The following is a 25,799-nucleotide window of genomic DNA, read 5'->3' on the forward strand; positions in this document are numbered from 1 at the left end:
AGTGAATACTATCTCCAAATCAAATACCGCAATTTTATTATGTTTATACATATTGGCAAATATATCTTCTTTGATCATAAACACAAAATACCGCTTCACAAGTAGGTAAGAGCAATTAAGGAGGCTCATAAAAGAGAATCATTACTATTTTTCAATTCCATAAATTTTATTATGTTTGAACATATTAACATCTCACCTTAATATCTACATTTATGGAGAATGCGTCTTAATTGCATACTCGTCATGCGATACTCCCGTTCAGCTATAGCGATAGCTGTATTTGAGTTGTTTGGTTCAAGAAGAACAATGCAATCCTTATGGCCGGTTATGGCTGATTAAGAAAAATATGAAGTGATCTGAAAAATGACGATGATTTTTGTAATGGGAGAAAGAGAGAGATGTCTGGATGTTGAAGGAATCAAAAAAGCATTCGAATTGGTCAAAATGAGAATAGTCTAAACCTCCGTGTACGCTTATTTTTGTAAGCGTGACAGTAAAAAATGATTCATGCTTGCAATCAGGAATAATGAGCGATGTGTGCTTGGTACGGCCGGTCTTGGTGGTATATGGGGCAAAGTAGACCCGAAGGAATCTGTTGACACGATACTCACAGCCCTTGAAGCAGGAATTAATGCAATTGATACTGCCCCTGCTTATGGTGATGCAGAAATGTATGTGGGGGAAGCTCTTCGTTTGTGGTCTGGTGAGCGCCCACAACTCAGTACCAAGGTAGGCAGGCTTAAATCCTACGCAGCTGATGAGGGACGGTACGACTATAGCCATTCCGGTATGCAGCGTAGTGTAGCGCAAAGCCTGGAAACATTGGGTGTACCGCAATTGGATATTTTATTTCTGCACGACCCTGATGCCATTCATCCTGCTGAAGTCGAAATGGTAATTGAATCCTTACAAACATTTAAAGCAAAAGGCTATACCCGCAAAATAGGGGTAGGCGGTAACCCGCCGCTGTGGTTATTGCCCTACCTGAAATCGGGGGTATTTGATGTGTTGATGGAATTTAATAAACTCAACGCATGCTCTGCTGTAGCATTGAAAGAGAATCTTCCGTTCTGTATCGATAATAAAATCACCTATTTCGCCGCAAGTCCTTTGAATATGGGCTTACTTGGCAGCAATTATGAAAACTTTATAACCAATAACCCGGCATGGCTTAACATAAAATTTGTTGATGCAGCCATAAAGATGAAAAGCATTGCCGACAGGCATGAAATGGCGCTACATACACTTGCACACAGGTTTCTGCTGTCAATTCCACAGTTGTTTCATATTGTAATCGGAGCATCAAACCGGCAACAACTGAATGATACGCTTAATGATTTTAATAACGGAACACTACCGCGCGACATTTTTTTGGAAATAATGAATAATCTCGATAAAACGGAATTACATGCATAAAATAGATGAGGAGATTTTCAATATAACAAAAGCATATATCAGGATTTTGAAACCGGCAAAGGCTGTTACTCCATTTGAAGATGCAACTATGGGTCCTTTTCACAGTTTCGGAATTGCCATGTTGAGTCTTGAAGATGAAAACGGGTTTACAGGAGAAGCACCGGTATTTCATTCTTATAATAATATTTTTGAAAACTGCTTGCTACCAATTTTGTTCCATAACAATAACGCTTCTTATGAAACGATGTATTATCGCTTGTATTGGTCGATACGCAATGAAGGTTTCCGTGGGCAGGCGGCAGCTTTAATAGGACAAATAGATATTGCCCTTCATGATTTGGCGGCAAAACGGAAAGGATTGCCGCTTCATCAATATCTGAATGCATCGAGGAACCTGGTAAGAGTTTATGGTAGTGGAGGAGGTACTAATTATTCGCTGAAAGAACTGGAAGCTGAAGTAGTTTTTTTTCTGAGTGCCGGGGTTGATTGTTATAAGATGAAAGTGGGAAAATATTTTGGAACGAGGATGAAAGAAGACGTAGATCGTGTGAAATTTGTGAGAAACCTGTTGGGTAAGGATGTAAGACTTGCTGTTGATGCCAATCAGATCTGGAATTGCGAGCAGGCACGCAAATTTATAGATCTTACAGGTAATGAAAATTTAGCCTGGTTTGAGGAGCCCATACATTCTGCTTCACTCGATCAGATCGCACAACTGTGTAAAAGCACAACATCAAAAATAGCATATGGTGAATCGGAACGTTCTGCTTTGGTATTCCCTGCATTAGTGAATGCAGGGGTGCGTCATTTACAACCGGTACCAACGCAAATAAATGGGGTAAACGAGTGGATGCAGGTTAGGGATCTTGCTGCTAAAGAGGGGATTGAATTTTCGTCAGGTGGTTATTCCTGGGTTACTGCACCGTTCATTGCTTCTGCAACTGAAGACTGCCAGGTTGAGTACTTATATTCATTGATGGCTGGATTGGAAAAGTATTTTTCTGTTTACCCCAAATTGAAAAACGGGATGTTTGAACTTTCTGATGTTGAAGGGTTATCCGTTCGGGTTGACTGGGATTATTGTCAGAAGAAAGAGCTGATCGCTGGTTTTCAAAGCTGGGAAAGTGATCAGGTGGCTCAATATCGTCCGATAGTAAATATGTAACCCTTAATCTTATTTATTGTGAACGTAACGATTTCCTGGGTTGATTATCTTGTATTACTTGTTTATACTGTTTTGCTTTTGGCTTTTGGTTTTTATATCAGCAAAAAGCAAAGCGGTGATATTTTTTTGGGAGGAAGGTCGCTTAAATGGTGGCAGATCGGTTTTTCACTTTTTAGCGCCAATGCGGGCCCTACGATGTTGATCGGTTTTGCGAGTATTGGTTTTTCGCAAGGTGTAGTAGGGAGCAATTTCGAATGGCTTGCCTGGATATTCCTGATGTTGTTGGCTATGTTTTTTCTGCCGCATTACATGGCAACCAGGGTAACTACGGTGCCACAATTCCTGTTGCTGCGTTTTGGAAAACGGTCGTATAATTTTCTTATCATTTACAGTTTATTGTCTATTTTGTTTGTATGGCTGGGTAGTGCTATGTATGCAGGGGGACTTATCATCTCACAGATATTTGATTGGCCGTTGATGAAATCGGTTATCATTGTTGCTGTAATTGCGGCCAGCTTTACTTCAATAGGAGGATTGAAAGCAGTGGTACGTACCGGTATTTTTCAATCGCTCATCATTATCACCTCTTCCATTATTCTTACTTTTTTAGCATTGAAAAAAATCGGTGGAGTGCAGGCTTTTGTAAGTGCGGTGCCGGCTGATTACTGGAAACTGTTTCGCCCTGCTTCTGATCCGGAGTATTCATGGATCGCTATCCTGGCCGGTTATCCCGTTGTTGCCATTTATTATTGGTGTGCCGACCAAACCATTGTGCAGAAAGTATTGGCGGCAAAAGATCTGAAAGAAGGACAATATGGCGCCATGTTTATTGCGGTACTTAAAATAATCATGCCGCTGATTTTTATTTTTCCGGGCATTATGTGCTTTGTCTTGTTTAAAGAAACAGCGCAACCTGATAATGCATACATCACGCTTGTGACACAGCTGATGCCGCATGGTCTGCTGGGTTTGTGTATTGCTGCGCTGATTGCTGCATTGATTGATACCGTGTCGTCCGGTCTGAATTCGTTCAGTACGGTTTTTACACTCGATGTAGTAGCACAATTTAAAGTGATGAATGAAAGCGACAAACGGAAAATGGGCAAATGGCTTACCTGGGTAGCTGCAACACTGGGGGGTTGTATTGCTTTCCTCTACTCACATTCAGGTAAGAATTTTTTTGAATTAAGCCAGGGTTTGGTATCGATACTGGCACCTCCTTTATCCGTTGTTTTTTTAGCTGGTATTATGTGGAAACGTGTTAACAGCATTGCAGCAGAAACAGTTTTATATGGCGGAGGCCTGATCTCCCTTCTGATTGGTTTGTGTCATGTGCTGGGTTATCCTTACAAAGGTTTCTGGCCACATTTTTTGATTTTGTCTGTTTATTTGTTTTTATCTTTTTCATTTGTAATCGTATTGGTAACATTGTTTACCAAGCCAAATGAGCGGCAGTCGCTTCCATCATTGGTGGAAACCAACAGGCAGGCAGGACATCAACCCAAAGCGGTTTGGATAAGATGGGCCTTGCTGGCTGCTGTAATGGGGGCTATCTATTTTATATTCCGTTAACGATATTAATCATTTAAGATGGAGATTCTTTTCTTCTGCCCTCGATGGGGAAGTGAAAATTTAAGTTGGGATATTTTTTGTGAAAAAGCAAAAGATGAGGGGTTTGATGGTGTTGAAGCAGCCATCCCTTTTGAACCTGAGTTAAAAGATGAAGTACTGAAGGCCCTCACAAAACATAGTCTGCAATTGATTGGGCAGTATTATCAATCTTTTGAAAAGAATTTTGCGGAGCATAAGACCAGTTATGAAAAACATCTGGCAAACCTTCTTAGTGTAAAGCCGCTGAAGATTGATGCCCAAACGGGTAAGGATTATTTTACAATAGCGCAGAATAAAATACTCTTTGACCTGGCAACAAAAATGTCATTAGAAAGCGGCATCCCTATTGCGCATGAAACACACCGGAATAAGGCTTTATTTGCAGCACATAGTACGGAAAAAATATTGCAGGAAATACCTGGTTTAACCATTACCGCCGATTTTTCTCACTGGTGTAATGTGGCGGAAAGCTTATTGGAGGATCAGGAGGACGCAATGGATCTGGCTTGTAAGCATGCTATACATATTCATGCACGGGTGGGGTACGAGCAGGGGCCACAGATTAACGATCCCCGTGCGCCGGAATGGGAAAAACAACTCAACGCCCATTTAGAATGGTGGGATTGTATAATAAAGCAACAGCGACAGCAAGGGGCATTAAAAATGACTATTACGCCGGAGTTTGGACCAATACCTTATATGCAGACATTGCCTTTTTCGCAAACACCTGTTGCCAGCCAGTGGGATATTAATGTTTACATGATGCAGTTGTTAAAGCGGCGGTATCAGCAATAACTAATTAATAGTTTACGCATGGAAACAATTTCAGCATTAACAAATGCGGCGGTTCGGCCAGCAGTAAAATTTAATGCTTCCTATATATTTTTAGTCAGCATGGTTTCTGCATTGGGTGGATTGTTATTTGGATTTGATACGGCTATTATTTCCGGTGCTATCAATTTTATTGAACCCTATTTTAAGTTGAACGAATACTCGTTGGGTTGGGCAGTAAGTTGCATTTTGGTTGGCTGTGTAATTGGTGCGGCTATTGCCGGAAAACTGTGTGATTTGTGGGGTAGGAAGAAAACCTTACTTCTATGTGGATTTTTATTTGCGGTTACAGGTATTGGTACTGCTATGGCACATTCATTAACAGTGTTTGTGTTTTTTAGAATAGCAGGTGGTTTGGCTGTAGGAACTGCTGCTATGGCGGCGCCCATGTATATTGCTGAAACGGTGCCTGCCGCTTTACGCGGAAGAATGGTTTCGCTTTATCAGTTGGCAATTGTTTTTGGAATATTGCTGGCCTACTTCTCCAATTATTTATTAGCCGATGCAGGTGAAAATAACTGGCGTTGGATGTTTGCCTCCCAGGTATTACCATCAGCGTTGTTCTTTGGCTTTATGTTTTTAGTACCCGAATCACCACGATGGTTGATAAAAATGGAGCGAAAAAATGAGGCCACAGTTATTTTAACAAAAGTTGGAGGAACGGAGTACAGCAACCTGGAGTTAGCAGCAATTGAAGAAAGTTTTCAGCATGAGCATAAAGAAAAATTTACTGATTTATGGCTTCCTGCTTTTCGCCCCCTGCTATGGATGGGGATTATTATTGCCATTTTTCAACAGGTTACAGGCATCAATGCCATCTTATATTATGCGCCGGAAATAATAAAAAAAACAGGTGTAAACAATGAAAATGCTTTGCTGCAAACCATTGGTATTGGAATCATTATGGCGATGTTTACCCTGGTAGCCATTTGGCTGGTTGATAGAGCGGGTAGGAAAATTTTATTGCAGATTGGTTGTGCTGTAATGGGGCTTTCGCTTATAGGCGTAGCGACTTGCTTTCATTTCCGGTATTTTGATAATTACCTGGTGCTATTGTTCCTGATGCTGTATATAGCAGGTTTTTCAGCCAGCCTGGGGGCAGTAACATGGGTCATTCTTTCTGAAATATTTCCCAACCGCATCAGGGGCCTGGCATTATCAGTAAGTACCTTGTTGTTATGGATAGCCGATTTTGCTGCAAGTTTTACATTCCCCATTCTAAATGAAAAATTTGGCGTAGAAATAACGCTGCTCATCTTTTCGACATTATGTATTATTTATTATATCTACATCAACCAAAAAATTCCGGAAACAAAAGGGAAGACATTAGAAGAGTTGGAAAAGATGCTGGTGAAATCTTCCTGAAACCATACTATAAAAAGATCTCTATTTGTCGCTCAAACTTTTTTTATGAAAAATCCGTCACAATTTGTTATCAATGGTAACCTCAGTTCTGAAAACACACAGTTCTACAAGGAATACGGCTATTTAATTGCTCAGGGTCTTGTTTCACCCGATGAAATCGACAAGTTAAGAAGGGATACCGTAAAGATATTCAGGGGCGAATATGGTGTAATGGAAGGATTGATGCCTGTTGCAGCCGATGAAACAGATGCCGATGTATTGAAAAAGTATGTGGCTATTCATTTTCCGCATAAAATTTCTCCGGTGATTAAAGACTTCCTGACGCAGGGGAAGATAGTAGACGTGTTGACAAATATAGTAAGCCCCAATGTGAAATGCATGCAAAGTATGTTGTTTGTGAAAGGACCCGGTAAGGCCGGTCAGGCCTGGCACCAGGATGAATTTTACATTCCTACAAGGGATAAATCATTAATTGGTGTATGGATCGCTATTGACGATGCTTCTATTGAAAACGGATGTTTATGGATTATCCCCGGCAGCCACAAACCCGGTTACATCATGCCAAGGGTGGACAATGATAGTAATGAATATGCTGATGTTGATACGATTGATGTGAGTAGTTATAAGCAGGAGGAAATCATTCCTGTTGAAGTAAAGAGCGGTTCAGTTATATTCTTTAATGGATATTTGTTGCACAGCTCCATGCGCAATAAAACAACCGCAAATTTCCGTACGGCATTGGTGAATCATTACATGAGTGCTGAAAGCATGCTACCCTGGGATCAGGATGGAAAACTACCTTCAACAGAAGATATGAGAGATATTGTGATGATAGCAGGTACTGATCCATATTCCGCCAAACCCATTACAGATATGAACAAGCCATACTTAAGACCAGAAGTGCTTATTATTAAAAAGTAGACAACGAAAAGAAACGTTATGAAAAAAATAATTTTCTTCCTGCTTGCCGGTGCCACGCTGGCTGCAACCGCGTTGATAACTGGATGTACTCAAAAACAGGTTGAGGTGAAAAAAGTACAGGAGTTTGAGGACAGGGTTTTTGTTGTAAACATTGTACATGATTCATTGAAATTAAAAGCGTACCTCAATTATCACAAACAGGTATGGCCGCAGGTGGAAGCCGGATTTAAAAAAGCAGGGTACAGGAAAATTGTGCTCTACCGGTACGACTATTTATTGGTAATGAAGATTACAGTGCCTGTTGGTGCTGATTTAGGAGAAATGGGTAAACTGGCTGAAGCATCTGATCCACGTTGTGCAGCATGGAATAAATTAATGAATACTTATCAGCAAGGTGTACAGGGAACATTACCTGGACAAACATGGGTTGAAGCAAAACCGTTTTACCAGTTTAGCAGACCATAAGAATAAATAGTAAAGCAATTTTATCGTGATTCAAATTTATAAGCTACTTGTATGAAAATCGTTTTTCAAATTATAATGTTTTGGATGATTAGTGTGGGTGTTTGTGCGCAAAGTAACCTGGTCAATAAGAATAAACCTGTTCATAAAGAATATTATGTATCGGTAAGTGGTAATGATACAAACGATGGAAGTAAAACAAAACCCTTTAAAACCATTTCAGCAGCCGCCAATGTAGCTATGCCGGGCGATGTAATTACCGTTCATGCAGGTGTGTACCGGGAGCAGATCGCACCTCCGCGTGGAGGTAATTCCGAAAATGAGCGGATCGTTTACCAGGCGGGCAAAGGAGAGAAAGTAGAGATTAAAGGATCTGAAATTATAAAGGGTTGGGAAAAAACAGGTAATGATACCTGGGTAGTAAAAATTCCCAATAGCTTCTTTGGGAAATTTAATCCCTTTGATGATTTGATCCGTGGGGATTGGTATTCAGGCGGCAAGTTTCATACGGGGGCTGTGTACCTGAATGGTGACTGGTTGATGGAATCATTAAAGAAGGATGACGTGATGCGTCCGGCCAATGAAAAAGATCCGCTATGGTGTGCTAGTGTAGATGCTGCTACCACTACGATTTGGGCGCAGTTTAAAAATACAGACCCCAACAAAGAAACCGTCGAGATTAATGTGCGTCAAAAGGTTTTTTATCCGGAGCAACCATTTACCAATTTCATAATGGTTAGGGGCTTTATTATGCAGCATGCTGCTACCAACTGGGCGCCGCCTACCGCAGAGCAAATGGGATTGATTGGCACTAATTGGAGCAGGGGCTGGATTATTGAGAACAACATTGTTCAATATTCTAAATGTGTCGGTATATCATTGGGTAAGTATGGTGATGAATACAACAACAAAAATACCGAATCGGCAGAAGGCTATGTAGGCACTATCAACAGGGCATTGAAGTTTGGATGGAATAAGGGAACTATTGGCGGTCATTTGGTACGCAACAACAGCATTGCATATTGTGAACAAACTGGTATTGTGGGTAGCATGGGTTGTGCATTCAGCACTGTTGAAGGCAATATCATTCACGATATCCATATAAGAAGATTGTTTGGTGGAGCAGAAATGGCAGGCATTAAATTTCATGGCGCTGTGGATGTGGTTATCCGTAATAACCAAATCTATCGGACTGCTTTGGGTATCTGGTTGGATTGGATGGCGCAAGGCGTGCAGGTAAAGAATAATCTGATGTATGATAACCTGGATCGTGATCTCTTTTTAGAGGTGAATCATGGGCCTATGCTTGTGAGCAATAATATTTTTCTCTCTAAAAACAGTTTGCTGATGAATTCGAGCGGAGCTGCATTTGTACATAACATTTTTGCGGGAAATATGGAAGTTGTATCCTACGATGCTCGTCTGACACCTTACCACAAAGCTCATTCTACCTATGTAGCCGCATTGCACGATAATCCCGGCGGTGATATTCAGTTCGTCAATAACTTATTTGTGAATGGCGCTAATGCAGGTCAGTATAAGAAAAGTATTTTACCAGTGGTGTTTCACGGAAATGTATATACGAAAGGAGCTATCAGAGCTGTGTCCGGTAATAAGCAAAGAAGTTTTGGTGAAATAAGCGCGGAAGCAAAAAAGAAAATTGCAAATGTGCAGGACAAGGATGCCATGGAAGATACTTTTATAGCGGATGAAAATTTTGATGCAGGTGCAAGGCTGGTAGCAGAAGGGGATAAAATGTACCTGGAAATTGCACTGGACAAAAAATGGCTGACTGCGCAAAAAAGGAACATGGTAACCACCGGATCTTTGAGCAATGCCATTATTCCCGATTTACCTTTTGAAAATACGGATGGATCTCCGTTGAAGATCGATGTTGACTATTCAGGGAATAAACGCAGTGCGGGTAATCCATCGCCTGGCGCGGTTGAAATCATTAAGAATGGAAAACAACGGATCAGAGTATGGTAGGTTTACGCAAGTAATGTGTTTTAATTGAAAAGAATTATTTATGCTGCAGAAGAATCTGTTTCCGGGAAGATTAAAATTGTTTGTACTGGCAGTGTGTATGCTCTTGATGTGTGATGTGACTGCACAGAATAACACTGTTTCCAACAAGGTTACTGATGTTTGGATTGTTGTGAAAAGTCATTTTGATCTTGGCTTTACTGATCTGGCCGAAAATGTTTTCCAGCGATACCGCACCGAAATGATGGACAAGTCGCTTAAAGTTATGGAGGCCAACAGAGGGCTGTCTAAAGAAAACCAATTTGTATGGACAGTGCCGGGTTGGCCATTATATGCGCAAATGCTTGGTCCAAAACAGGATTCTCTCCGAAAAAAAAGAATTGAACAGGCTGTGAGAGACGGAATGTTAACACCACATGCGCTGGCTTTTTCAACACATACCGAATCGCAGGACCTGGAAGATTTGGTACGCAGTCTTTCCTACAGCAGTAATGTTTGTAAAGAATATGGACGCCCGCTTCCTATTGCAGCGAAGATGACGGATGTTCCTTCGCACAGTTGGGTTCTTCCAACTTTATTATATCACGCAGGAATAAAATTTTTACATATCGGTGTTAATCCGGCAAGTCAGTATCCTCGCGTACCGCAACTGTTTTGGTGGCAAGGGGCAGATGGCTCAAAGGTTTTGTGCGGTTATACCATTGATTATGGCAGCAGCTTTTTACCGCCTGCCGATTGGCCATGTAAAAATTATTTGTCCCTGATTATGGCCGGTGATAATCATGGCCCGCCCTCAACTGAAGAAGTAGCCCGGTGGAGAACACAATACGAGGATAAAATGCCTGGCGTAAAAGTGCATTTCGGAACGCTTGATGATTTTGCAAAAGCAGTATTGGAAGAGAAGCCCGAATTGCCTGTAGTAAAAGGTGATATGCCCGATACATGGATTCATGGCCTTATGTCGATGCCACAGGCAACAAAAGCGGCGAGGAATACCCGTCCGCTCGAGCCTGCACTTGAAACATTCGATACGCATCTTCGGTATTGGGGGCTCCATCCAGACAGTTTGGAAAAACAACTTGCAAAGGCTTATGAGCAAAGCTTGCTTTACAGCGAGCATACATGGGGTATGAACGCAGAATACGGGCCAAGACGTTTGTACGGCGACGCATGGAAGCAATGGATGACTGAGATGGAAAATGAACCCCTACCCGCTGATGGTGATTATTCAAAATTGCCCCGTGGTAGTAAACGAAAGTGGCTTCAGTCTTATGATGATCACCGGAATTATGCCAACACAGCTGCATCAATTGTAAACAAAGAATTAAATGATAGACTTTTGCTGCTGGCATCATCAGTTAAAACAAAGGGTAAAAGTATTGTTGTTTACAATGCACTTCCGTGGAAGCGGTCAGGTGTTACTGAAGTTGATGGATTAAAAGTCTTTGTAAAAGATGTTCCCGCAAAGGGATATAAAACAGTACCCTTCAGGGAAGAAGTAGCAGTTGAAGGAAATGAGACAAAAATAGAAACGAACTATTTTGTAGCCAGTTTCGATCTTGAAAAGGGCGGCATCCGTTCTTTAGTTGAAAAGGCTACCGGCAGGGAGTTGGCTGATCAAAGCAGCCCTTATATAATTGGACAGTTTTTGCATGAACGGTTTAGTACAAAGGAAGTGTTTGATCGTTTTTTTGATAAATATTCCCGTTTACATGAAGGGTGGGCGCTGAATGATATTGGCAAACCCGGTATGCCTGATGAAAGCAAAGTACCCTATATGATTACAACCCCTGCAGGTTGGAAAATCAGGTCTACACAATCAGCTATAGAAGAAACTGTCACACTTACCGCTTCTGATTGTAGAGGATTGGCAAAGGGTTATACAATTAGTTTTTCATTTCCTAAACATATGCCATCTGTTGATGTATCATGGAAAGTTGATACGAAGACCGCAGACAAACATCCGGAAGGAGGTTGGCTTTGTTTTCCATTTAATATCCAAAAGCCTGTTTTTACACTAGGCCGGTTAGGCGCACCTGTTAACCCTGCTGTTGATATTATCCCGGGAACCAATCGTTATTTGTATGCTGTTACAACAGGGGTGGCTATTTCGGGGAATGACGCAGGCGTTGCGCTTTGTCCCATTGATGCGCCGCTGGTTTCACTTGATAAACCGGGATTGTGGCATTGGAGCATGGACTTTGTTCCGCAAAAGCCAACTGTTTTTGTGAATCTATATAACAATATGTGGAATACAAATTTTCCACTTTGGCAAGATGGCTCCTGGAGTGAAAGAATTCGCTTTTGGCCTGTTGCAAAAGATGTAAACGCCATAGATGACCTTGCAGTTCAGTCCTGGGAAGCGAGGTTGCCATTGCTGGCTGCAATTACTGATAATGCTTCAGGTACACTACCTGCAATACAGGAAGGATTAAGCGTTTCCCGTAAAGGTGTGCTGGTAACAGCATTCGGCGCTGACCCCAACGGCAGTAAGGGTACCTTGTTACGTGTATGGGAGCAGACGGGTATCAGTTCTTCCGTAACAATCAAATTTCCTCATGGTATGAAAATTAAGTATGCTGTTCCGGTTAATCTGCGAAGTGAAATATCTGGAAAGAAGATATTGATTAAGAACAACAGCCTTACTGTGTCATTACAGCGATTCGAACCATTGAGTTTTATATTGGAATAGGTTTTATAAGTGTAGTATAATAATTTCGCCGGACAGCTGCTGAACAAATCAGAACAAAATTATTTCGCAGTAGAAGGAAAATACAAGAAATTTCCTTTAACCTGGTCATATACAGTTAACGAAAGTATGAATAAACTTATTTTATCACTCATCTCTTTAATGCTTTGTGTACAGTTGTCTGCGCAATCTGTACAACCACTTACATCACCCGATGGAAAGCTTCAGTTTTTATTTGAGTTAAATGCCGGAGGTGCACCGGTATACAGTATAACATATCAGCAAAAAACTGTTGTGCTTTCTTCTGCTTTAGGATTAAGTGGATGGGAAAAGGGATTTATCGTGGCCGATGTTGTTATATCAAAAAAAGATACGATATGGAAACCGGTATACGGTGAACGCAGTTTAGTAAGAGATCATTACAATGAAATTACAGTTACACTATTACGGCGTAAAAATGGAAAACAGCAATTCCAGATCCAGGTAAGGGCCTACAATGAAGGTATCGCTTTTCGTTATTTGTTGCCTGAAGATACGAATGGGGGAACGGATATAAGCATTAAGGCGGAGTATACTGAATTTTCTATGCCTGAAGGAACAAAAGCATGGTTCGCAGCAAGTGCACAAAGCCATTATAGTTTGTTGCCCTTAAAAGGCTGGCCGGGTGAAAGTGAGCGACCACTAACGCTGGAAATGCCCAATGGCCTGTATGTTAGCTTGGCAGAAGCTGAAATGGTGAATTACTCACGCACAAAATTTGCCCTTCATCCTACTAAAGAAAATACTATTTGTACAGCAATAAATGGGAGTGTAGATTTTTTTACGCCTTTTGCTACACCATGGCGGGTGGTAATGGTAGCACAACGCCCAATTGATCTATTGGCAAATAATGATCTTCTTTTAAACCTTAATCCACCGTGCGCAATTGAAAATACTTCCTGGATAAAACCGGGTAAAATTATGCGTGAAGTATCCCTTACGATGAAAGGTGCAAAGGAGCTGATTGATTTTGCCGTAAAACGTAAACTTCAATACATTCACTTCGATGCCGGCTGGTATGGCTATGAATATGTGGTGGCCTCCGATGCAACCCGTGTGAATGTTGACCCCCGACGTAATGCTAACAGTGACCTCAACCTGCAGGAAGTAATAAAGTATGCCAATGAAAAAGGCATCGGCGTGTTTTTATATGTAAATCAAAGAGCATTATATAAGCAACTGGACGAGTTGCTTCCGCTATATCAAAAGTGGGGCGTAAAAGGTATTAAGTTTGGCTTTGTGGAAGTAGGATCGTATAAATGGACAACATGGCTGCATGATGCCGTGAAGAAATGTGCGAAGTATAACCTCATGGTTGATATTCATGATGAATATCGTCCTACGGGTTTTAGCAGAACCTATCCCAACCTGCTGACACAGGAAGGAATACGTGGTAATGAAGAAATGCCCGAGGCAACAAACAGCACTATTCAGCCTTTTACACGCTGCATTGCAGGAGCCGCAGATCATACCATTTGCTATTATCATCGTCCTGAACTAAAGAAGCAATTGGCAGGAATACAGCATGCCAGGGTTATGAAAACTACGTCGGGCCATCAGTTAGCACTTGCAGTAGTACTTTATAGTCCTTTACAATTTTTGTATTGGTACGATACACCGGAAGATTCGCAAGATGAACCTGAGTTGGAGTTTTTTGATAACGTATCTACGGTATGGGACGATACAAAAGTGGTGGATGGTGAAATTGGAAAACACATTACCATTGCTCGTCGTAAAGATGATGACTGGTTTGTAGGCACCGTTACCAATACGGAAAAAAGAGAGCTGAAGGTTCCCTTAACATTTCTGACGCCGGGAAAAAAATACCGGGCAAGTATTTATTATGATGATCCTGCTTCTAAAGTAAGAACAAAGGTTTCTATCAAAAGGATGAATGTAACGTCAGCGTCTGTATTGGATGCCAAGCTGATTCCCTCAGGTGGACAGGCTGTCTGGATAAAACAGTTATGAGAAAAATTTATATCGTTTGAATAGGTACTTGCCTATTTTGTTTGAGAAGTTTTGGCTGAAGATTTGGTATCTGCCTCGTATTGTTTCATAAAATCTCTCGGCGATAATCCTTTTATTCGTTTAAAATGTTTGTTGAAGTTGGAGATATTATTGTACCCACTTTCATAACAGGCTTCTGTAACATTATGAACTCCTTCCAGCAATAGTTTAGCGGCGTGCCCGATACGGACTTCTTTTACAAAATCAGTTAAGGTCCTGTTTGTTTTTTGTTTGAAGAAGCGACAAAAAGCAGCCGTTGACATAGGGATAATACCTGCTACGTCGTGCAATCCAATATCCTCTTTAAAGTTTCGGAATATATAATCAAATACTTTATTTATTTTTTGCGCCTCACTTGATGTTACGATGGTATTATAATATGGAGATGACAAAATTCTGGCTGTTGTTGATTGGGTAAGAATGTCAAGCAGTCGTAACATCAACGCTGCCCGGCCAAGCCCTTTTTCAAACAACATTTGCTGCATCACCATTTTTGCCCGCTGAATTGTTTGTCCTGAAAATAATACCCCTTTCGCTGCTTTTTCAAAGAGTTTATTTAACTCTTTAGCCTCCGGCTTTTCGAGTAGCTCTTTTCCCAAAAAATCGGGAAAGAAATGAATAACGATAGCCTGTGGCTGTATCATCTGATCAATAGCTTGGTAATATTGCCAGCAATGTGGCAGGTAGCCGCCCAGTAATACTAATTCAGGTCCCTCAAAATCTTCAATATGGTCACCAATAAAGCGTTTGCCCGTACAGTTTTCCAGTAAAGCAATTTCAAAGTTTACATGACTTTTGAGCGTAGTGTATTTTTTGAGCTCCAACATGTCGGAGCGAACAGTAAAAGACTGATCGGGTGGAAATGTAAAATTCTCATATAAATACTGCATGCCTGTTTAAAATATGTACTTGAAAGAATGGAATTCCAATTTAAACGAAATTTTTTAAATATATCCATTTACTATTCCCGGGGGAAACCGTGTTCCAAAGGTGCAGATAGCAAAAAAAAATCAATAACAATCAAATTAGTGGTGGTTTAAAAACGCATATTAAGTGAATTTCACCCATGAAATACCTTAATCTATACTAAATGATTAATTTCTAATACTAATTGATCCAAAAGAGAATGCGGCTTTACTTGGTGTTACTGTTTTCCGCGTGGGAGGCAAGGGAAGGGAAGGGAAGGGAAGGGAAGGGAAGTACCGTTGCTAGCGACCAGGGACAATTTGAAATAACCGTACCTGCCGGGAGCAGTTATAATAATTTCTCGTAAGTTGTAAAGAGACGGCTTTTAGCCTCCTCTTTATCTTCGTCTTGCACAAAAGAAGTAAGATACTTCTATGCCAGTATCGGAGACAAATCAGCATTTGATATGAAAAACATGAATATACAGTACAACTACCCCGGTAACTTTAAAAGAATTGTCTTTTTAGTCCTGTTGGTAACATACCTGTTTTCTGGCCAGGGTTATGCCCAGGTAAATCTGTCCACCGATTATTTCAGGATACACATCAATGAGAAAGGTTTTATTACCAGTATGAAGAATATCAGAAAGACACCTGTCCGGGAGTTTAGTCCAACTGATAAGCCATCACCATTGCTGTGTTTGTACAACGGTAATGAAAAAAAGTATTACGAGCCGCAGAAAGCCACTTATTCAAAAGGTACCGGCATACTTTCATTAAACTACGCGAACGGTTCTGTAGCCCGGGTTAAAATTGAAACCAACACAAAATATTTTAAGTTGACATTGAAATCACTTACCAACCGGCAAGGAATTGAAGATGTCCAATGGGGATTTTATTATACCAATATTACCAATCTTTTGGGAGAAATTATAGGCGTAGCCCGGGATACCAGTGAAGCCGTTAACTATGCTATTGGCATGCTGGCGCTTAACGACAATACTTTGGGTGGTACTTCCGAAACTATTGCGGATGCAGCTCCTTTTCAATATATTATCCATAGCCCCGATTCCCAACGCTACCCCTTACCCGAAAATTTGCATGAAGGACAGGTGTTTACACTGGGAGGCGATGGCGTCAGCGATGTGGCTTTTTACGCACATAAAGAGCCTTACTACCGCATTATGTATGGCAATGCTGCGCAGGTAGACAAAAAAGGAAGGATTTCCATCGCCTATCATTCGAGAGACCGGTCTATAAAAAGGGAAGTTTATTTTTCCTTAATCCCCAATATGGCTGCCAACACGCCAAACCATATTGAAGTGCAGCCGTTGCCCGGTGTTGATTATATTGGCTCATCTATAGCTTTATGGGGGAGTCCCGACAGTATTGCTTTGATGCATGTAATCAGGAATATCGTTCGCTCCGAGGGGTTGCCTTACCCCACAATTGGTGGGAAATGGGTAAAAGATCCGGCTGCTTTTGTTCCTGATGCCATTACCAGCGGAGGTTTGTACGATAGTATAATCCCCTATACCACCAGGTTAGGTTTTAAAACGATCAGTTTGTACGATCAGGGGTTTTTAAGGCCGGATCGTGGAAATGAAGGATACCTTGACGGGAAAAATTTTGAAAAAAAGCCCTTGAACCTAACAGCAGGAAATAAATCTCATAAAGAGTTTTCTGAAATGGCTGCAAAACAGGGGATTACAATAGGAAGAACCCCGATAACCAATTCCCTGGCTCCCGGAACGATGGATGCCAGCCCTTATCCGAGCGACAGCCTGTGCTATCAGCAAAAACGGGTATTGGTAAAAAGTCTTGGTCCAACAGATACGATCATCCTGGTGGATGACCCCAACCACCTGGAAGAGATTGCGAGTTGGGAAGGACATTGTGCAGATTTGAATATGATAAAGATCGGGAAAGAACTTATTCACTATCTGGGTGTATCAGAGAAAGCACCTTACCGGCTTTTAAATGTAAAACGAGGCTACTGGAAAACCACCCCTGCGGCTCACAACGCCGGGGATGCCATTTATAAGCTCCAGGTAACCATTAACTACGGATACGATGGATTGATTCCCAATATGCAATTGCAGGATAAAATTGCCGAGTACTATGCCGATGTTTGTCACATAAACGGTTTAGGCTATTATGACTTCGACGGACAGGAGTTTTTGTTCAATAACGGGCATGGCTACTATTCGACGAAACGTTTTTTCCATCACATGTTTCAAAGAGCTGCAAAACTGGGTGTTCCGTATATCCGTTTTACCGGGGCTACGCTGTCAGAAGGTTCATGGCATTATCAAAGTATCTGGAATGTGGGCGGGGGTAAAAACTTATACGATGTTGACACCAGGGAATGGGGGAGTACTACCAGCCAGGGTAAGGATCTCCGGGATGTAACTTATGCCAACTTCTTCCCTGTGGGTATGGGAGGGAATTTCCCTATCAAGGCCAGTTCAACGGTAGAACAATACGAGCATATACAATCTGTTTCTGTAGGTGTTGGCACAACATACAGCCTGCAACTAAACCAGAAAGACGTTGAAAGTTGCCCTCAGAAGGATGCTATTTTCGAAGTGATCAGAACATGGGAAAATGCAAGGGCTGCCAATGCGTTCTCCAGGAGCTTAAAGAAAGAACTGGCTGATCCGGCAAAAAGCTGGCGGTTGCAACAGGTAGACAATAATAACTGGAAACTATACCCGATGCTGAACGGCGAAAAAGGCGCCGCTATTGTTTTGACGAGAGATATAACAGGTGGATATTGACGATTGAATATACGTTGTCACTTTACTAAAGTAAAAAATTACCGATTAGATATGATACGTGTGTCTAGAGCTTCGTTGCTTGTTTTGTCCTGTAGTTTTATGTCGCAGGTTATATATGCGCAGTCTTTTAATGAGGTTAATAACGTATTAAAAGCCATTAGTGGAAGTATTCAGTTAGGAGTAAGTAAATATGAAGGCTACAACCCCGTAGAGAAAATGACTGTTGTTCAGAATTCTCAACAGTTCACATTTGATAACTGGCGTATGCAATTACATGCTAAACCGGTACTTAATCACCCGGAGGCGCTGGATATAACTGCCAGTTTTAAGTTAACAGAAGGCGTTTCACTTTCTACCGCCCTATCTGTTTCGTTTGGTTTTAGTAAGTGGAGCCAGGACAATTATGTAATGGTGCCTGCTATTGTCTATAATGGCAACCGTTATCACAGCATTGGAAACAGCTACAGCCCTCCTTATACAAAGGATATGTATTACAATCCCAAAGTACCGCTTACCATTTCCAACAATCCACGCCTGGCAATTGAATATGGAAAGGCATCGCTAGTTGAATTGCAAACAGGTAACGCTGCTACTCCTGCTATGTGTTTCTTTTCACCAGCTACAAAAAAGGGTTTTATAGTACTTACAGATCAGCAGTCGGAATGGGGTAATCATGGAATGACAATCGCAGAAAATGCCGCGCAGGACAGTTGCAGCTTTTCACTATCGGTACCAGCTATGCGGAAACTGGCCGCCGGGTTTGGTGACTTTCACCAGAGCGGCGATAAGGCAGTCAACTGGAAAGCAGGAGATGAAGTGAAGTTGCAATGCAGGATCTATGTATTTGATGCAAAAAATATTCCTGACCTGCTTACGAAATTTATACATGTTCGGAAAGCCTTTATTGGACCCAACGAGCCACGTAACCAGCTACCGATGAGCAAGGAGTTAGAAATGGCCACCACTATTTGCAGCAATAATTTTGTAACCGTTCCGGTAGGAAGCTATTACACACCCGAAAACAATAAAGATTTTCAACTGGGCTGGGTAAGTGGTATGATGAACAGTTATCCGATGCTGGCGCTTAATAACGAAAAAGAGCGCAATCGTGTAGCAGCTGAACTTGATTTTGTGGTAAGTAAATTACAAGGGAAGAGTGGCTATTTTTATGGAGGCATTACAGCGAATGGTGAATTGCGCCCTGAAAAAATGCATCCCGATTTTCCTGAACCGCAGGCAATGGTGCGTAAAAACAGTGACGCCCTGCTTTGGTTAATGAAGCACTTGTTGCTCTTTAAAGCGCAGGGATATGGCAGTATGATAAAACCGGAATGGGAAAATGCTGCTCAAAAACTGGCAACAGCATTTGCAAATACCTGGAGAAAGTATGGTGAATTCGGACAGTATATTGCACCCGAAACAGGTGAAATAGCCGTATTCAATTCAACAGCCGGAGCGATTGCACCTGCGGGGCTGGCCATTGCTGCCGGATATTTTAAACAACCACAATGGTTGCAGATAGCAAAAGAATCCGCTAACTATTATTACACAAGAGATGTAGTAAAACAAGGACTCACTGGTGGTCATTGTGGTGATATTTCAATGGATGCAGATGCTGAATCGGCTTTTGGGTTTTTGGAATCATTAATGGCATTATACTATTATACAAGCGATAAAACCTGGTTGCAAAAGGCCGAAGTACAGGCTGCGCTTTGCGCTACATGGACAATTTCCTATGATCCCGTTTTCCCATCTAATAGTCAGATTGGAAAACTACAATCAAAAATGGCGGGTGCTGTTTGGGCAAGTATTCAAAACAAACATGCGGCGCCGGGCATCTGTACAGCATCTGGTGATTATTTGTTTAAACTCTATCGTGCTACCGGTAATCAATTGTATGCCGATTTGATCAGAGATATTCAACATGCACATGCAGAAGCGGTAAACATACCGCCGCATCATATAACAACCAATAATCTTGTCGGTTCAAGTATGGAGCGCATACAACCCAGCGATGCAGAAGGAAGAGAAAGTATCGGCAACTACATCAATACCCGCAACTCATGGACAGAAACCAATGGTATGCTCATGGGACTGGAATTGCCGGGTATATATATACAAACCGACAAGAATAAACTGTATGTGTTTGACCATGTAGCAGCAAAAATTGTTAAGCAGGAGGCTAATGGTACCACGCTGTTGCTGAAAAATCCTACACAGTTTGATGCAAATGTGGCCGTTTTTGCTGAAACCAGTCAGCAGGCATTAAAGGCGCTTGACTACACCGCTTTTGTAAACTGGCCTAAAGTAAAACTAAAAACGGGAGAAACAAGGCAGGTTTATATTACTGCGGCGGGGAAAGTAAAACTGCTGTAATTTTCAAAGAAAGATGATGGGACTGATTATTCTTTTCTCAGGCTTTTCACCGGGTTCACTAATGCCGCTTTGATAGACTGGTAGCTGACCGTTAATATGGCAATCGCTACTGATAAGAAACATGCCGCCGCAAATACCCACCATTGAATACTGACATGATATTCATAATCCTGTAACCATTTATACATACTCCAATATGATAATGGCGCTGCTATTACAAATGAAATAATGACCAGCTTTACAAAATCTTTGGATAATAAAGTAGTAATGTTTGTTATAGATGCGCCTAATACTTTCCGCACACCAATTTCCTTTATCCTGCTTTCTGCCATATATGTAGCAAGACCAAATAAACCAAGGCATGAAATGAAAATGGTAAGTCCTGCAAATAAAGCGGCTAAAGTCCCCTGGCGTTGTTCATTGTCGAATTTTTCCGCATAGGCTTCATCTACGAACTTATATTCAAAGGGATATTCCGGGTTGTATTTTTTGAAAATAGCTGCTACCTTTTTCAGGTTTTGAGCAGTAGCATTATGCCCGTTTAGTTTTATCTGTATCACTTTAAAACTCATGAAGCTACTCTTGGCACCGCATATCAATATCGGTCTTGTTGGCTCATAAGGGCTGGTAAGAATAAAATCTTTTATAACCCCTACAATATGCCAGTCAATGCCAAGGTCACTTACTATTTTGCCAATCGGGTCTTTGAACTTCATTGTTTTCAGTGCCGATTCATTTATAATCAGCCCCGTTGAATCAGTAGGGAACTTTTTTAAGTCGAAATCACGGCCTTCTATAAATTGTAACCCTGCTGTAGTACCCAGTCCTTCATCAGATAAATACCGATCGAAAGATGTTTTATCATCCGGGTCCTTTCCTTCCCAGTTCTGTCCCCAGCCATTGCTCCACCGCTCCGTAAGCGGGGAGTTTGTTCTTGTAATGGATGTTGCAATACCTGATTCGAGCAATTCATTTTTTATCAATGCATAGTTCTTGGGTATATCGCCCGTCATGAAATGGTAAATGAGATTATCTTTGTTATACCCTGTCTCCCGGTCACGGGCATAGTCTATCTGTTGTTTTACGATAATCGTGCAGATGATAAGCATGGTGGCAAATGTGAACTGCAATATGACCAGTATCTTTCTTGGCGTTACTAATGCATTTGCTTTTTTGAATGTACCTTTTAACACCTTAACGGGCTGGAAAGATGAAAGAAAGAATGCGGGATAACTGCCGGCTAATAAACCCGTGAACAGGATAAACCCGATAAATGCCACCCATGTATAGATACTGCCAAAGTTTAGAAATAGTTTTTTATCTGTAAGCTGGTTGTAGCTGGGTAGGCTTATCTGAACAATAATGATAGCTACAATACCTGCCAGGAAGGCGATAAAAACAGATTCCCCGATAAACTGGCTGATGAGAGAACTTTTCTGGGCGCCCACTACTTTTCGTATCCCTACTTCCTTCGCCCGCTTCTCACTTCTTGCAGTACTCAGGTTCATAAAATTGATGCAGGCAATCAATAATATTAACCCCGAGATGATACCGAATATTTTTACAAATGTGCTGCGACCGCCGTTGTCTTCCACACCATTGGTGAAGCTTGAATACATACGCCAGCGGTGAAGCGGGTAAATAAACAGCTCCCATTTTATCTTTTTTGCTTCATCGCTGTATTGTTGTTTCAATCCTTTTATTTTAGGAGCCACAGCAGCATAGGTTGCATTTGGCTTCAGCATCACATAGGTAGGGGTGCTGTTATCGCTCCAGCCCCAATCCTCTCCCTCCCTGTATTTTAAGGATGACCAGGGCAATAGGTACTCAAAATCAAACCTTGTATTATTAGGAGGATCTTTTAGAATGCCGGTAACAGTGAAATTATCTCTATTGTCAATTTTTATAATTTTCCCCATGGCGTCTTCATGGCCGAATAAACTTTTGGCTGTTTTTTCAGTAAGCACTACTGAATGTATATCATACAGGGCGGTGGACGGATTTCCTTTCAGCATCGGGAAACTAAACATCTGGAGAAAACCGGTATCAACCGTCATTCCCGACTTCATTAATTTTTTATCACCAACTGAAAAGAGCATATTATCATTCGTGTTTACCCTTACGGTACGCGCTATTTCAGGCAGATCTTTTTCCAGTGCGCGGGCCGTCAATGCAGATACGGTATTCCAGCAGGAGACTTTGCCATCAAATGGTACACGATTCCATACCTCGTATATCCTGTCTTTGTTTTTATGAAACTCATCGTAGCTTTGCTCGTCTTGTATCCACAGCAAAATAAGGATCGCCGCAGCCATGCCTACTGCAAGACCTGCAATGTTGATTGCCGAAAATCCTTTATTACGCAGAAGATTCCGGTAAACGACTTTGAAGAAATTTCTAATCATAAAATGTCAATAACTCATTGAAATGGTAACGGGTACAGTTTGAAGGGACAGTGTGCTAAGACAGTGCCGGATAGTCATGTGGTTGATTTACAGTGAGATAGTTGCCTCCTCAATACGAATTTGTTCGTTTTCGATACAAAAACTGTTCACTTTTGAACGCTTCCCAAATTCTAAAAGAAAAACTTCATACCTTAAAATAAAAAATGATTTTTAGTAAAGTCCGCTTCAGACTGGTTCTCTTTTTTTTGCTGATCCTTTCTGTTCATTCATTTGGACAATCAGAAAACCCGGCTGTCAGGGATGTAACTGTGGAGATGCTGGCATGGGTCAAGCATTTGAATAATGATATAGATAAATATTATTCCCCCGAAAAAGGAGCCGAGTTAAACCAGTATCTGGAAGAGTTGAAACAGGACCTGACCAGTTACATGAAGACGAGAAAAACCCTTTCAGACAGTTTGTTCCGGAATAATATCGCTCCCGGAAGGAAGGATATCAATAACCTGGAATTGATGAAAACGAAGATGAGCACCGTTATGGAACGGATGCGCAGTGTTACTGATTTGGCAAGCAAGGAGCTCCGGGCAGAAGGCGACCGTCTGAATGATGAAATTTATGATGTTTTATATGGACAGCAAGTCCGCTACTTATCCAGCCTGGAAGCATTTTTTGCCGGTGTTGAGGTGAGTAAAAAGGATCTGGCTATTGATGGCAGTAAAAGTATTCCCCGTTTAGAAGAGTGTATTAATCTTATTTCCGTATTACAAGGTAAGATTGATAAAAAGATGAAGAAATAAAAGCGACCGTAGTTACAGGAGCTTAAACTTTGTCCGGTGGAATTGTAATAATATAATTATATTGAAGGTATATTATGTTTTAAATGTTGCCAACCAGCTTGTATACTGAGAGCGAGTTAGTCCAGAAAGTAGCCGGGGGGGATGAAGCAGCTTATAAAGAATTATTCACACGTTACTGGGACCAGATTTATTCCACCGCGTTCATGTTTACCAAATCTCCGGAGATGTCCGAAGATATGGCACAGGAAGTATTTGCCAGGATCTGGGTAAAGCGTGAAAAGTTAAAAGACGTCATCAGGTTCGATGCTTTCCTTTTTATAACCGCCCGGAACCTGATTTTTGATCAGCTTCGCCAGAAAGTGTTCACGTATGAATATGGACAATACCTGACAGAGTATTTTAAAGACCCCTCTCTTTCTCCCGTTGATAATATTGAATTAAAGGAGATGGAAAAAATTATCCGCGAGGGCATTAGCTCACTACCCCGCCAACAACAAACTGCTTTTTGTCTCAGCCGCTTCCAGGGCTTAAAACACGAAGAAATCGCCGTGAAGATGGGCATCTCCAGGGAAAGCGTTAAAAGCCATATTGTAAGGGCGATCGCCAGTCTCCGGAAACATCTGGGACAACATGCAGCACCGGTACTTGTCTTTATAATGCTGCAATTATAAAATATTTTTTTTCTGTTGCTCCCTATTTTCTCCAGCTTACGTCTTTATAGTAGTATGAATGAGTTGCCGGATGCTGATACCGCATACAGGTATCATCATGGCACCATATAAAATATTGACTATGACGTCGGATTTCGAGCACTTATTGGAAAACTTTCTGCAAGGTGAGCTAACACCGGAAGAATTAAAAGTGTTTTTAGCAGGTACAGAGGACCAGGATAACCTGGAAGTCCTGCGCCGCGTTTTAGCCGAAAAGCTGCATCAGAAAGCGTATAGTGGCTTGTCGGGGTCCGCTGATATTGACAGAATGTTCCGGCAGATGCAGGAAAAAGCAAAAATGCAGGAACAGAATGAAGCTGAAATTATACCTATACGGTCAACACGGAAATATTTACAGTTTACAAAGGTTGCTGCAGCCGTTATGCTGCTGATTGGCATTACCGCCTACTTCTGGAGCCGTTATACGCCCAGCAGCCCGCTTGCCCAAAAGGATAAGAAATCTGAATTGAAAAAGGATGTAATGCCAGGCGGCAACAGAGCGGTGCTGACTTTATCAAATGGCGCAAAAATCGTACTGGACAGTGCTTCCAACGGGATGCTGGCACAACAGGGGAACAGCAGTGTGGTAAAATTGTCAAATGGACAGTTATCTTACCAGCAAAATGGCGGGGCTAGCAGGGAGATCCTGTATAATACTATGAGTACGCCGCGTGGAGGCCAGTATAAACTGATCCTGCCGGATGGTACACAGGTATGGCTGAATGCATCTTCGTCAGTCACCTATCCAACTGCCTTTGCCGGCAAGGAAAGAAAGGTGGATGTGGTGGGAGAAGCCTATTTTGAAGTAGTGCAAAATGCAGAGATGCCTTTTAAAGTAACCGCAAATGGCGTAGCGGTAAATGTATTGGGCACACACTTTAATGTAAATGCCTATGGCGATGAGGCCACCACAAAAATTACGTTACTGGAAGGTGCGGTAAGGATAACAAAAGGTACGGCTACCACTTTACTGAAGCCTGGCCAGCAGGCACAGGTATCCAGGAGTAATGAAATAAAATTTAATGATGGGGTAGAAGTAGAAGAAGCCGTAGCCTGGAAAAATGGCCTGTTCTGGTTCAACGGAGTAGACCTACCCGGTATCATGCGGCAGTTATCAAGATGGTATGATATTGATGTAGCCTACGAGGGAGAGATACCCCACCGGCACTTTTCCGGACATGTATTCCGTCATCTCAATTTATCTGAAGTATTAAAAATATTAGAATTAAGCCACGTTCATTTCAGAATAGAAGGGAAAAAACTGATAGTAACACCATAAAGGTCAACCAGAAAAGAACACGTTAAAAAAGAAGAAACAATTTATTTAGTCA

The 25,799-nt window shown here is 41.5% G+C and carries 17 protein-coding genes; 15 read left to right on the forward strand and 2 right to left on the reverse strand.

Annotated features, from left to right (window positions below; genetic code table 11):
* Nucleotides 1-507: 507 nt before the first annotated feature.
* The 10 genes from ABQ275_RS08025 to ABQ275_RS08070 all read left to right on the forward strand — a co-directional run bounded on the left by ABQ275_RS08025 (nucleotide 508) and on the right by ABQ275_RS08070 (nucleotide 14,456).
* Complete coding sequence (locus tag ABQ275_RS08025) at nucleotides 508-1,416, forward strand: aldo/keto reductase (RefSeq protein WP_349317765.1); 909 nt, start codon at nucleotides 508-510, stop codon at nucleotides 1,414-1,416.
* Nucleotides 1,409-2,581 carry an enolase C-terminal domain-like protein gene (locus ABQ275_RS08030; protein ID WP_349317766.1) on the forward strand — a complete coding sequence of 391 codons (1,173 nt, stop codon included), beginning with the start codon at nucleotides 1,409-1,411 and terminating at the stop codon, nucleotides 2,579-2,581. Before ABQ275_RS08025 ends, ABQ275_RS08030 begins: the two co-directional genes overlap by 8 nt.
* Before the next feature lie 18 nt (nucleotides 2,582-2,599).
* On the forward strand, nucleotides 2,600-4,153 hold the full coding sequence (locus ABQ275_RS08035) for a sodium:solute symporter family transporter (protein WP_349317767.1): 1,554 nt from the start codon (nucleotides 2,600-2,602) through the stop codon (nucleotides 4,151-4,153).
* Between the two features lie 18 nt (nucleotides 4,154-4,171).
* Nucleotides 4,172-4,987: a sugar phosphate isomerase/epimerase gene (locus ABQ275_RS08040; RefSeq protein WP_349317768.1), complete on the forward strand. Its 816-nt coding sequence runs from the start codon at nucleotides 4,172-4,174 to the stop codon at nucleotides 4,985-4,987.
* Between the two features lie 18 nt (nucleotides 4,988-5,005).
* Entirely contained in the window at nucleotides 5,006-6,388 is a 1,383-nt protein-coding gene (locus ABQ275_RS08045) for a sugar porter family MFS transporter (RefSeq protein WP_349317769.1), read from the forward strand.
* Nucleotides 6,389-6,433: 45 nt separating this feature from the next.
* A complete protein-coding gene (locus ABQ275_RS08050; protein ID WP_349317770.1) occupies nucleotides 6,434-7,309 on the forward strand; it encodes a phytanoyl-CoA dioxygenase family protein in 876 nt (291 codons plus the stop codon).
* Nucleotides 7,310-7,327: 18 nt separating this feature from the next.
* Complete coding sequence (locus ABQ275_RS08055) at nucleotides 7,328-7,774, forward strand: L-rhamnose mutarotase (protein WP_349317771.1); 447 nt, start codon at nucleotides 7,328-7,330, stop codon at nucleotides 7,772-7,774.
* Nucleotides 7,775-7,849: 75 nt separating this feature from the next.
* Nucleotides 7,850-9,760 (forward strand): right-handed parallel beta-helix repeat-containing protein, encoded by a 1,911-nt coding sequence (locus ABQ275_RS08060; RefSeq protein ID WP_349317772.1) that lies wholly within the window; start codon nucleotides 7,850-7,852, stop codon nucleotides 9,758-9,760.
* 40 nt (nucleotides 9,761-9,800) lie between these two features.
* Nucleotides 9,801-12,449, forward strand: a complete 2,649-nt coding sequence (locus tag ABQ275_RS08065) for a hypothetical protein (protein ID WP_349317773.1) — start codon at nucleotides 9,801-9,803, stop codon at nucleotides 12,447-12,449.
* Between the two features lie 126 nt (nucleotides 12,450-12,575).
* Nucleotides 12,576-14,456 carry a glycoside hydrolase family 97 N-terminal domain-containing protein gene (locus ABQ275_RS08070; protein WP_349317774.1) on the forward strand — a complete coding sequence of 627 codons (1,881 nt, stop codon included), beginning with the start codon at nucleotides 12,576-12,578 and terminating at the stop codon, nucleotides 14,454-14,456.
* Nucleotides 14,457-14,488: 32 nt separating this feature from the next.
* Here ABQ275_RS08070 and ABQ275_RS08075 read toward each other — a convergent pair whose 3' ends face one another.
* Nucleotides 14,489-15,385, reverse strand: a complete 897-nt coding sequence (locus ABQ275_RS08075) for an AraC family transcriptional regulator (RefSeq protein ID WP_349317775.1) — start codon at nucleotides 15,383-15,385, stop codon at nucleotides 14,489-14,491.
* Between the two features lie 482 nt (nucleotides 15,386-15,867).
* Here ABQ275_RS08075 and ABQ275_RS08080 point away from each other — a divergent pair, with 482 nt between their 5' ends.
* Nucleotides 15,868-18,180 carry a hypothetical protein gene (locus ABQ275_RS08080; RefSeq protein ID WP_349317776.1) on the forward strand — a complete coding sequence of 771 codons (2,313 nt, stop codon included), beginning with the start codon at nucleotides 15,868-15,870 and terminating at the stop codon, nucleotides 18,178-18,180.
* Between the two features lie 99 nt (nucleotides 18,181-18,279).
* The gene (locus tag ABQ275_RS08085) at nucleotides 18,280-20,556 is read left to right on the forward strand and encodes a hypothetical protein (RefSeq protein ID WP_349317777.1); all 2,277 of its coding nucleotides are present in this window, start codon (nucleotides 18,280-18,282) and stop codon (nucleotides 20,554-20,556) included.
* Between the two features lie 26 nt (nucleotides 20,557-20,582).
* Here the strand turns inward: ABQ275_RS08085 and ABQ275_RS08090 are convergent, their stop codons facing one another.
* Nucleotides 20,583-22,961, reverse strand: a complete 2,379-nt coding sequence (locus ABQ275_RS08090) for an ABC transporter permease (protein WP_349317778.1) — start codon at nucleotides 22,959-22,961, stop codon at nucleotides 20,583-20,585.
* 203 nt (nucleotides 22,962-23,164) lie between these two features.
* On the opposite strand from ABQ275_RS08090, the gene ABQ275_RS08095 reads away from it, so the two are divergent.
* The 3 genes from ABQ275_RS08095 to ABQ275_RS08105 all read left to right on the forward strand — a co-directional run bounded on the left by ABQ275_RS08095 (nucleotide 23,165) and on the right by ABQ275_RS08105 (nucleotide 25,747).
* On the forward strand, nucleotides 23,165-23,758 hold the full coding sequence (locus ABQ275_RS08095) for a hypothetical protein (protein ID WP_349317779.1): 594 nt from the start codon (nucleotides 23,165-23,167) through the stop codon (nucleotides 23,756-23,758).
* Between the two features lie 83 nt (nucleotides 23,759-23,841).
* Nucleotides 23,842-24,429: an RNA polymerase sigma-70 factor gene (locus ABQ275_RS08100; protein ID WP_349317780.1), complete on the forward strand. Its 588-nt coding sequence runs from the start codon at nucleotides 23,842-23,844 to the stop codon at nucleotides 24,427-24,429.
* Between the two features lie 121 nt (nucleotides 24,430-24,550).
* Entirely contained in the window at nucleotides 24,551-25,747 is a 1,197-nt protein-coding gene (locus ABQ275_RS08105) for a FecR domain-containing protein (protein WP_349317781.1), read from the forward strand.
* Nucleotides 25,748-25,799: the final 52 nt, after the last annotated feature.

Origin of the sequence: Chitinophaga sp. MM2321 (assembly GCF_964033635.1) — a bacterium.
Classification (GTDB): domain Bacteria; phylum Bacteroidota; class Bacteroidia; order Chitinophagales; family Chitinophagaceae; genus Chitinophaga.

What these genes read in the sequence shown, in the direction of transcription:
- ABQ275_RS08100 (WP_349317780.1), top strand. Translation starts at nt 23,842, where the DNA reads ATGTTGCCAACCAGCTTGTATACTGAGAGCGAGTTAGTCCAGAAAGTA.
- ABQ275_RS08070 (WP_349317774.1), top strand. Translation starts at nt 12,576, where the DNA reads ATGAATAAACTTATTTTATCACTCATCTCTTTAATGCTTTGTGTACAG.
- ABQ275_RS08060 (WP_349317772.1), top strand. Translation starts at nt 7,850, where the DNA reads ATGTTTTGGATGATTAGTGTGGGTGTTTGTGCGCAAAGTAACCTGGTC.
- ABQ275_RS08105 (WP_349317781.1), top strand. Translation starts at nt 24,551, where the DNA reads ATGACGTCGGATTTCGAGCACTTATTGGAAAACTTTCTGCAAGGTGAG.
- ABQ275_RS08030 (WP_349317766.1), top strand. Translation starts at nt 1,409, where the DNA reads ATGCATAAAATAGATGAGGAGATTTTCAATATAACAAAAGCATATATC.
- ABQ275_RS08050 (WP_349317770.1), top strand. Translation starts at nt 6,434, where the DNA reads ATGAAAAATCCGTCACAATTTGTTATCAATGGTAACCTCAGTTCTGAA.
- ABQ275_RS08080 (WP_349317776.1), top strand. Translation starts at nt 15,868, where the DNA reads ATGAAAAACATGAATATACAGTACAACTACCCCGGTAACTTTAAAAGA.
- ABQ275_RS08025 (WP_349317765.1), top strand. Translation starts at nt 508, where the DNA reads ATGCTTGCAATCAGGAATAATGAGCGATGTGTGCTTGGTACGGCCGGT.
- ABQ275_RS08045 (WP_349317769.1), top strand. Translation starts at nt 5,006, where the DNA reads ATGGAAACAATTTCAGCATTAACAAATGCGGCGGTTCGGCCAGCAGTA.
- ABQ275_RS08085 (WP_349317777.1), top strand. Translation starts at nt 18,280, where the DNA reads ATGTCGCAGGTTATATATGCGCAGTCTTTTAATGAGGTTAATAACGTA.
- ABQ275_RS08075 (WP_349317775.1), bottom strand. Translation starts at nt 15,385, where the DNA reads ATGCAGTATTTATATGAGAATTTTACATTTCCACCCGATCAGTCTTTT.
- ABQ275_RS08095 (WP_349317779.1), top strand. Translation starts at nt 23,165, where the DNA reads ATGATTTTTAGTAAAGTCCGCTTCAGACTGGTTCTCTTTTTTTTGCTG.
- ABQ275_RS08065 (WP_349317773.1), top strand. Translation starts at nt 9,801, where the DNA reads ATGCTGCAGAAGAATCTGTTTCCGGGAAGATTAAAATTGTTTGTACTG.
- ABQ275_RS08090 (WP_349317778.1), bottom strand. Translation starts at nt 22,961, where the DNA reads ATGATTAGAAATTTCTTCAAAGTCGTTTACCGGAATCTTCTGCGTAAT.
- ABQ275_RS08040 (WP_349317768.1), top strand. Translation starts at nt 4,172, where the DNA reads ATGGAGATTCTTTTCTTCTGCCCTCGATGGGGAAGTGAAAATTTAAGT.
- ABQ275_RS08055 (WP_349317771.1), top strand. Translation starts at nt 7,328, where the DNA reads ATGAAAAAAATAATTTTCTTCCTGCTTGCCGGTGCCACGCTGGCTGCA.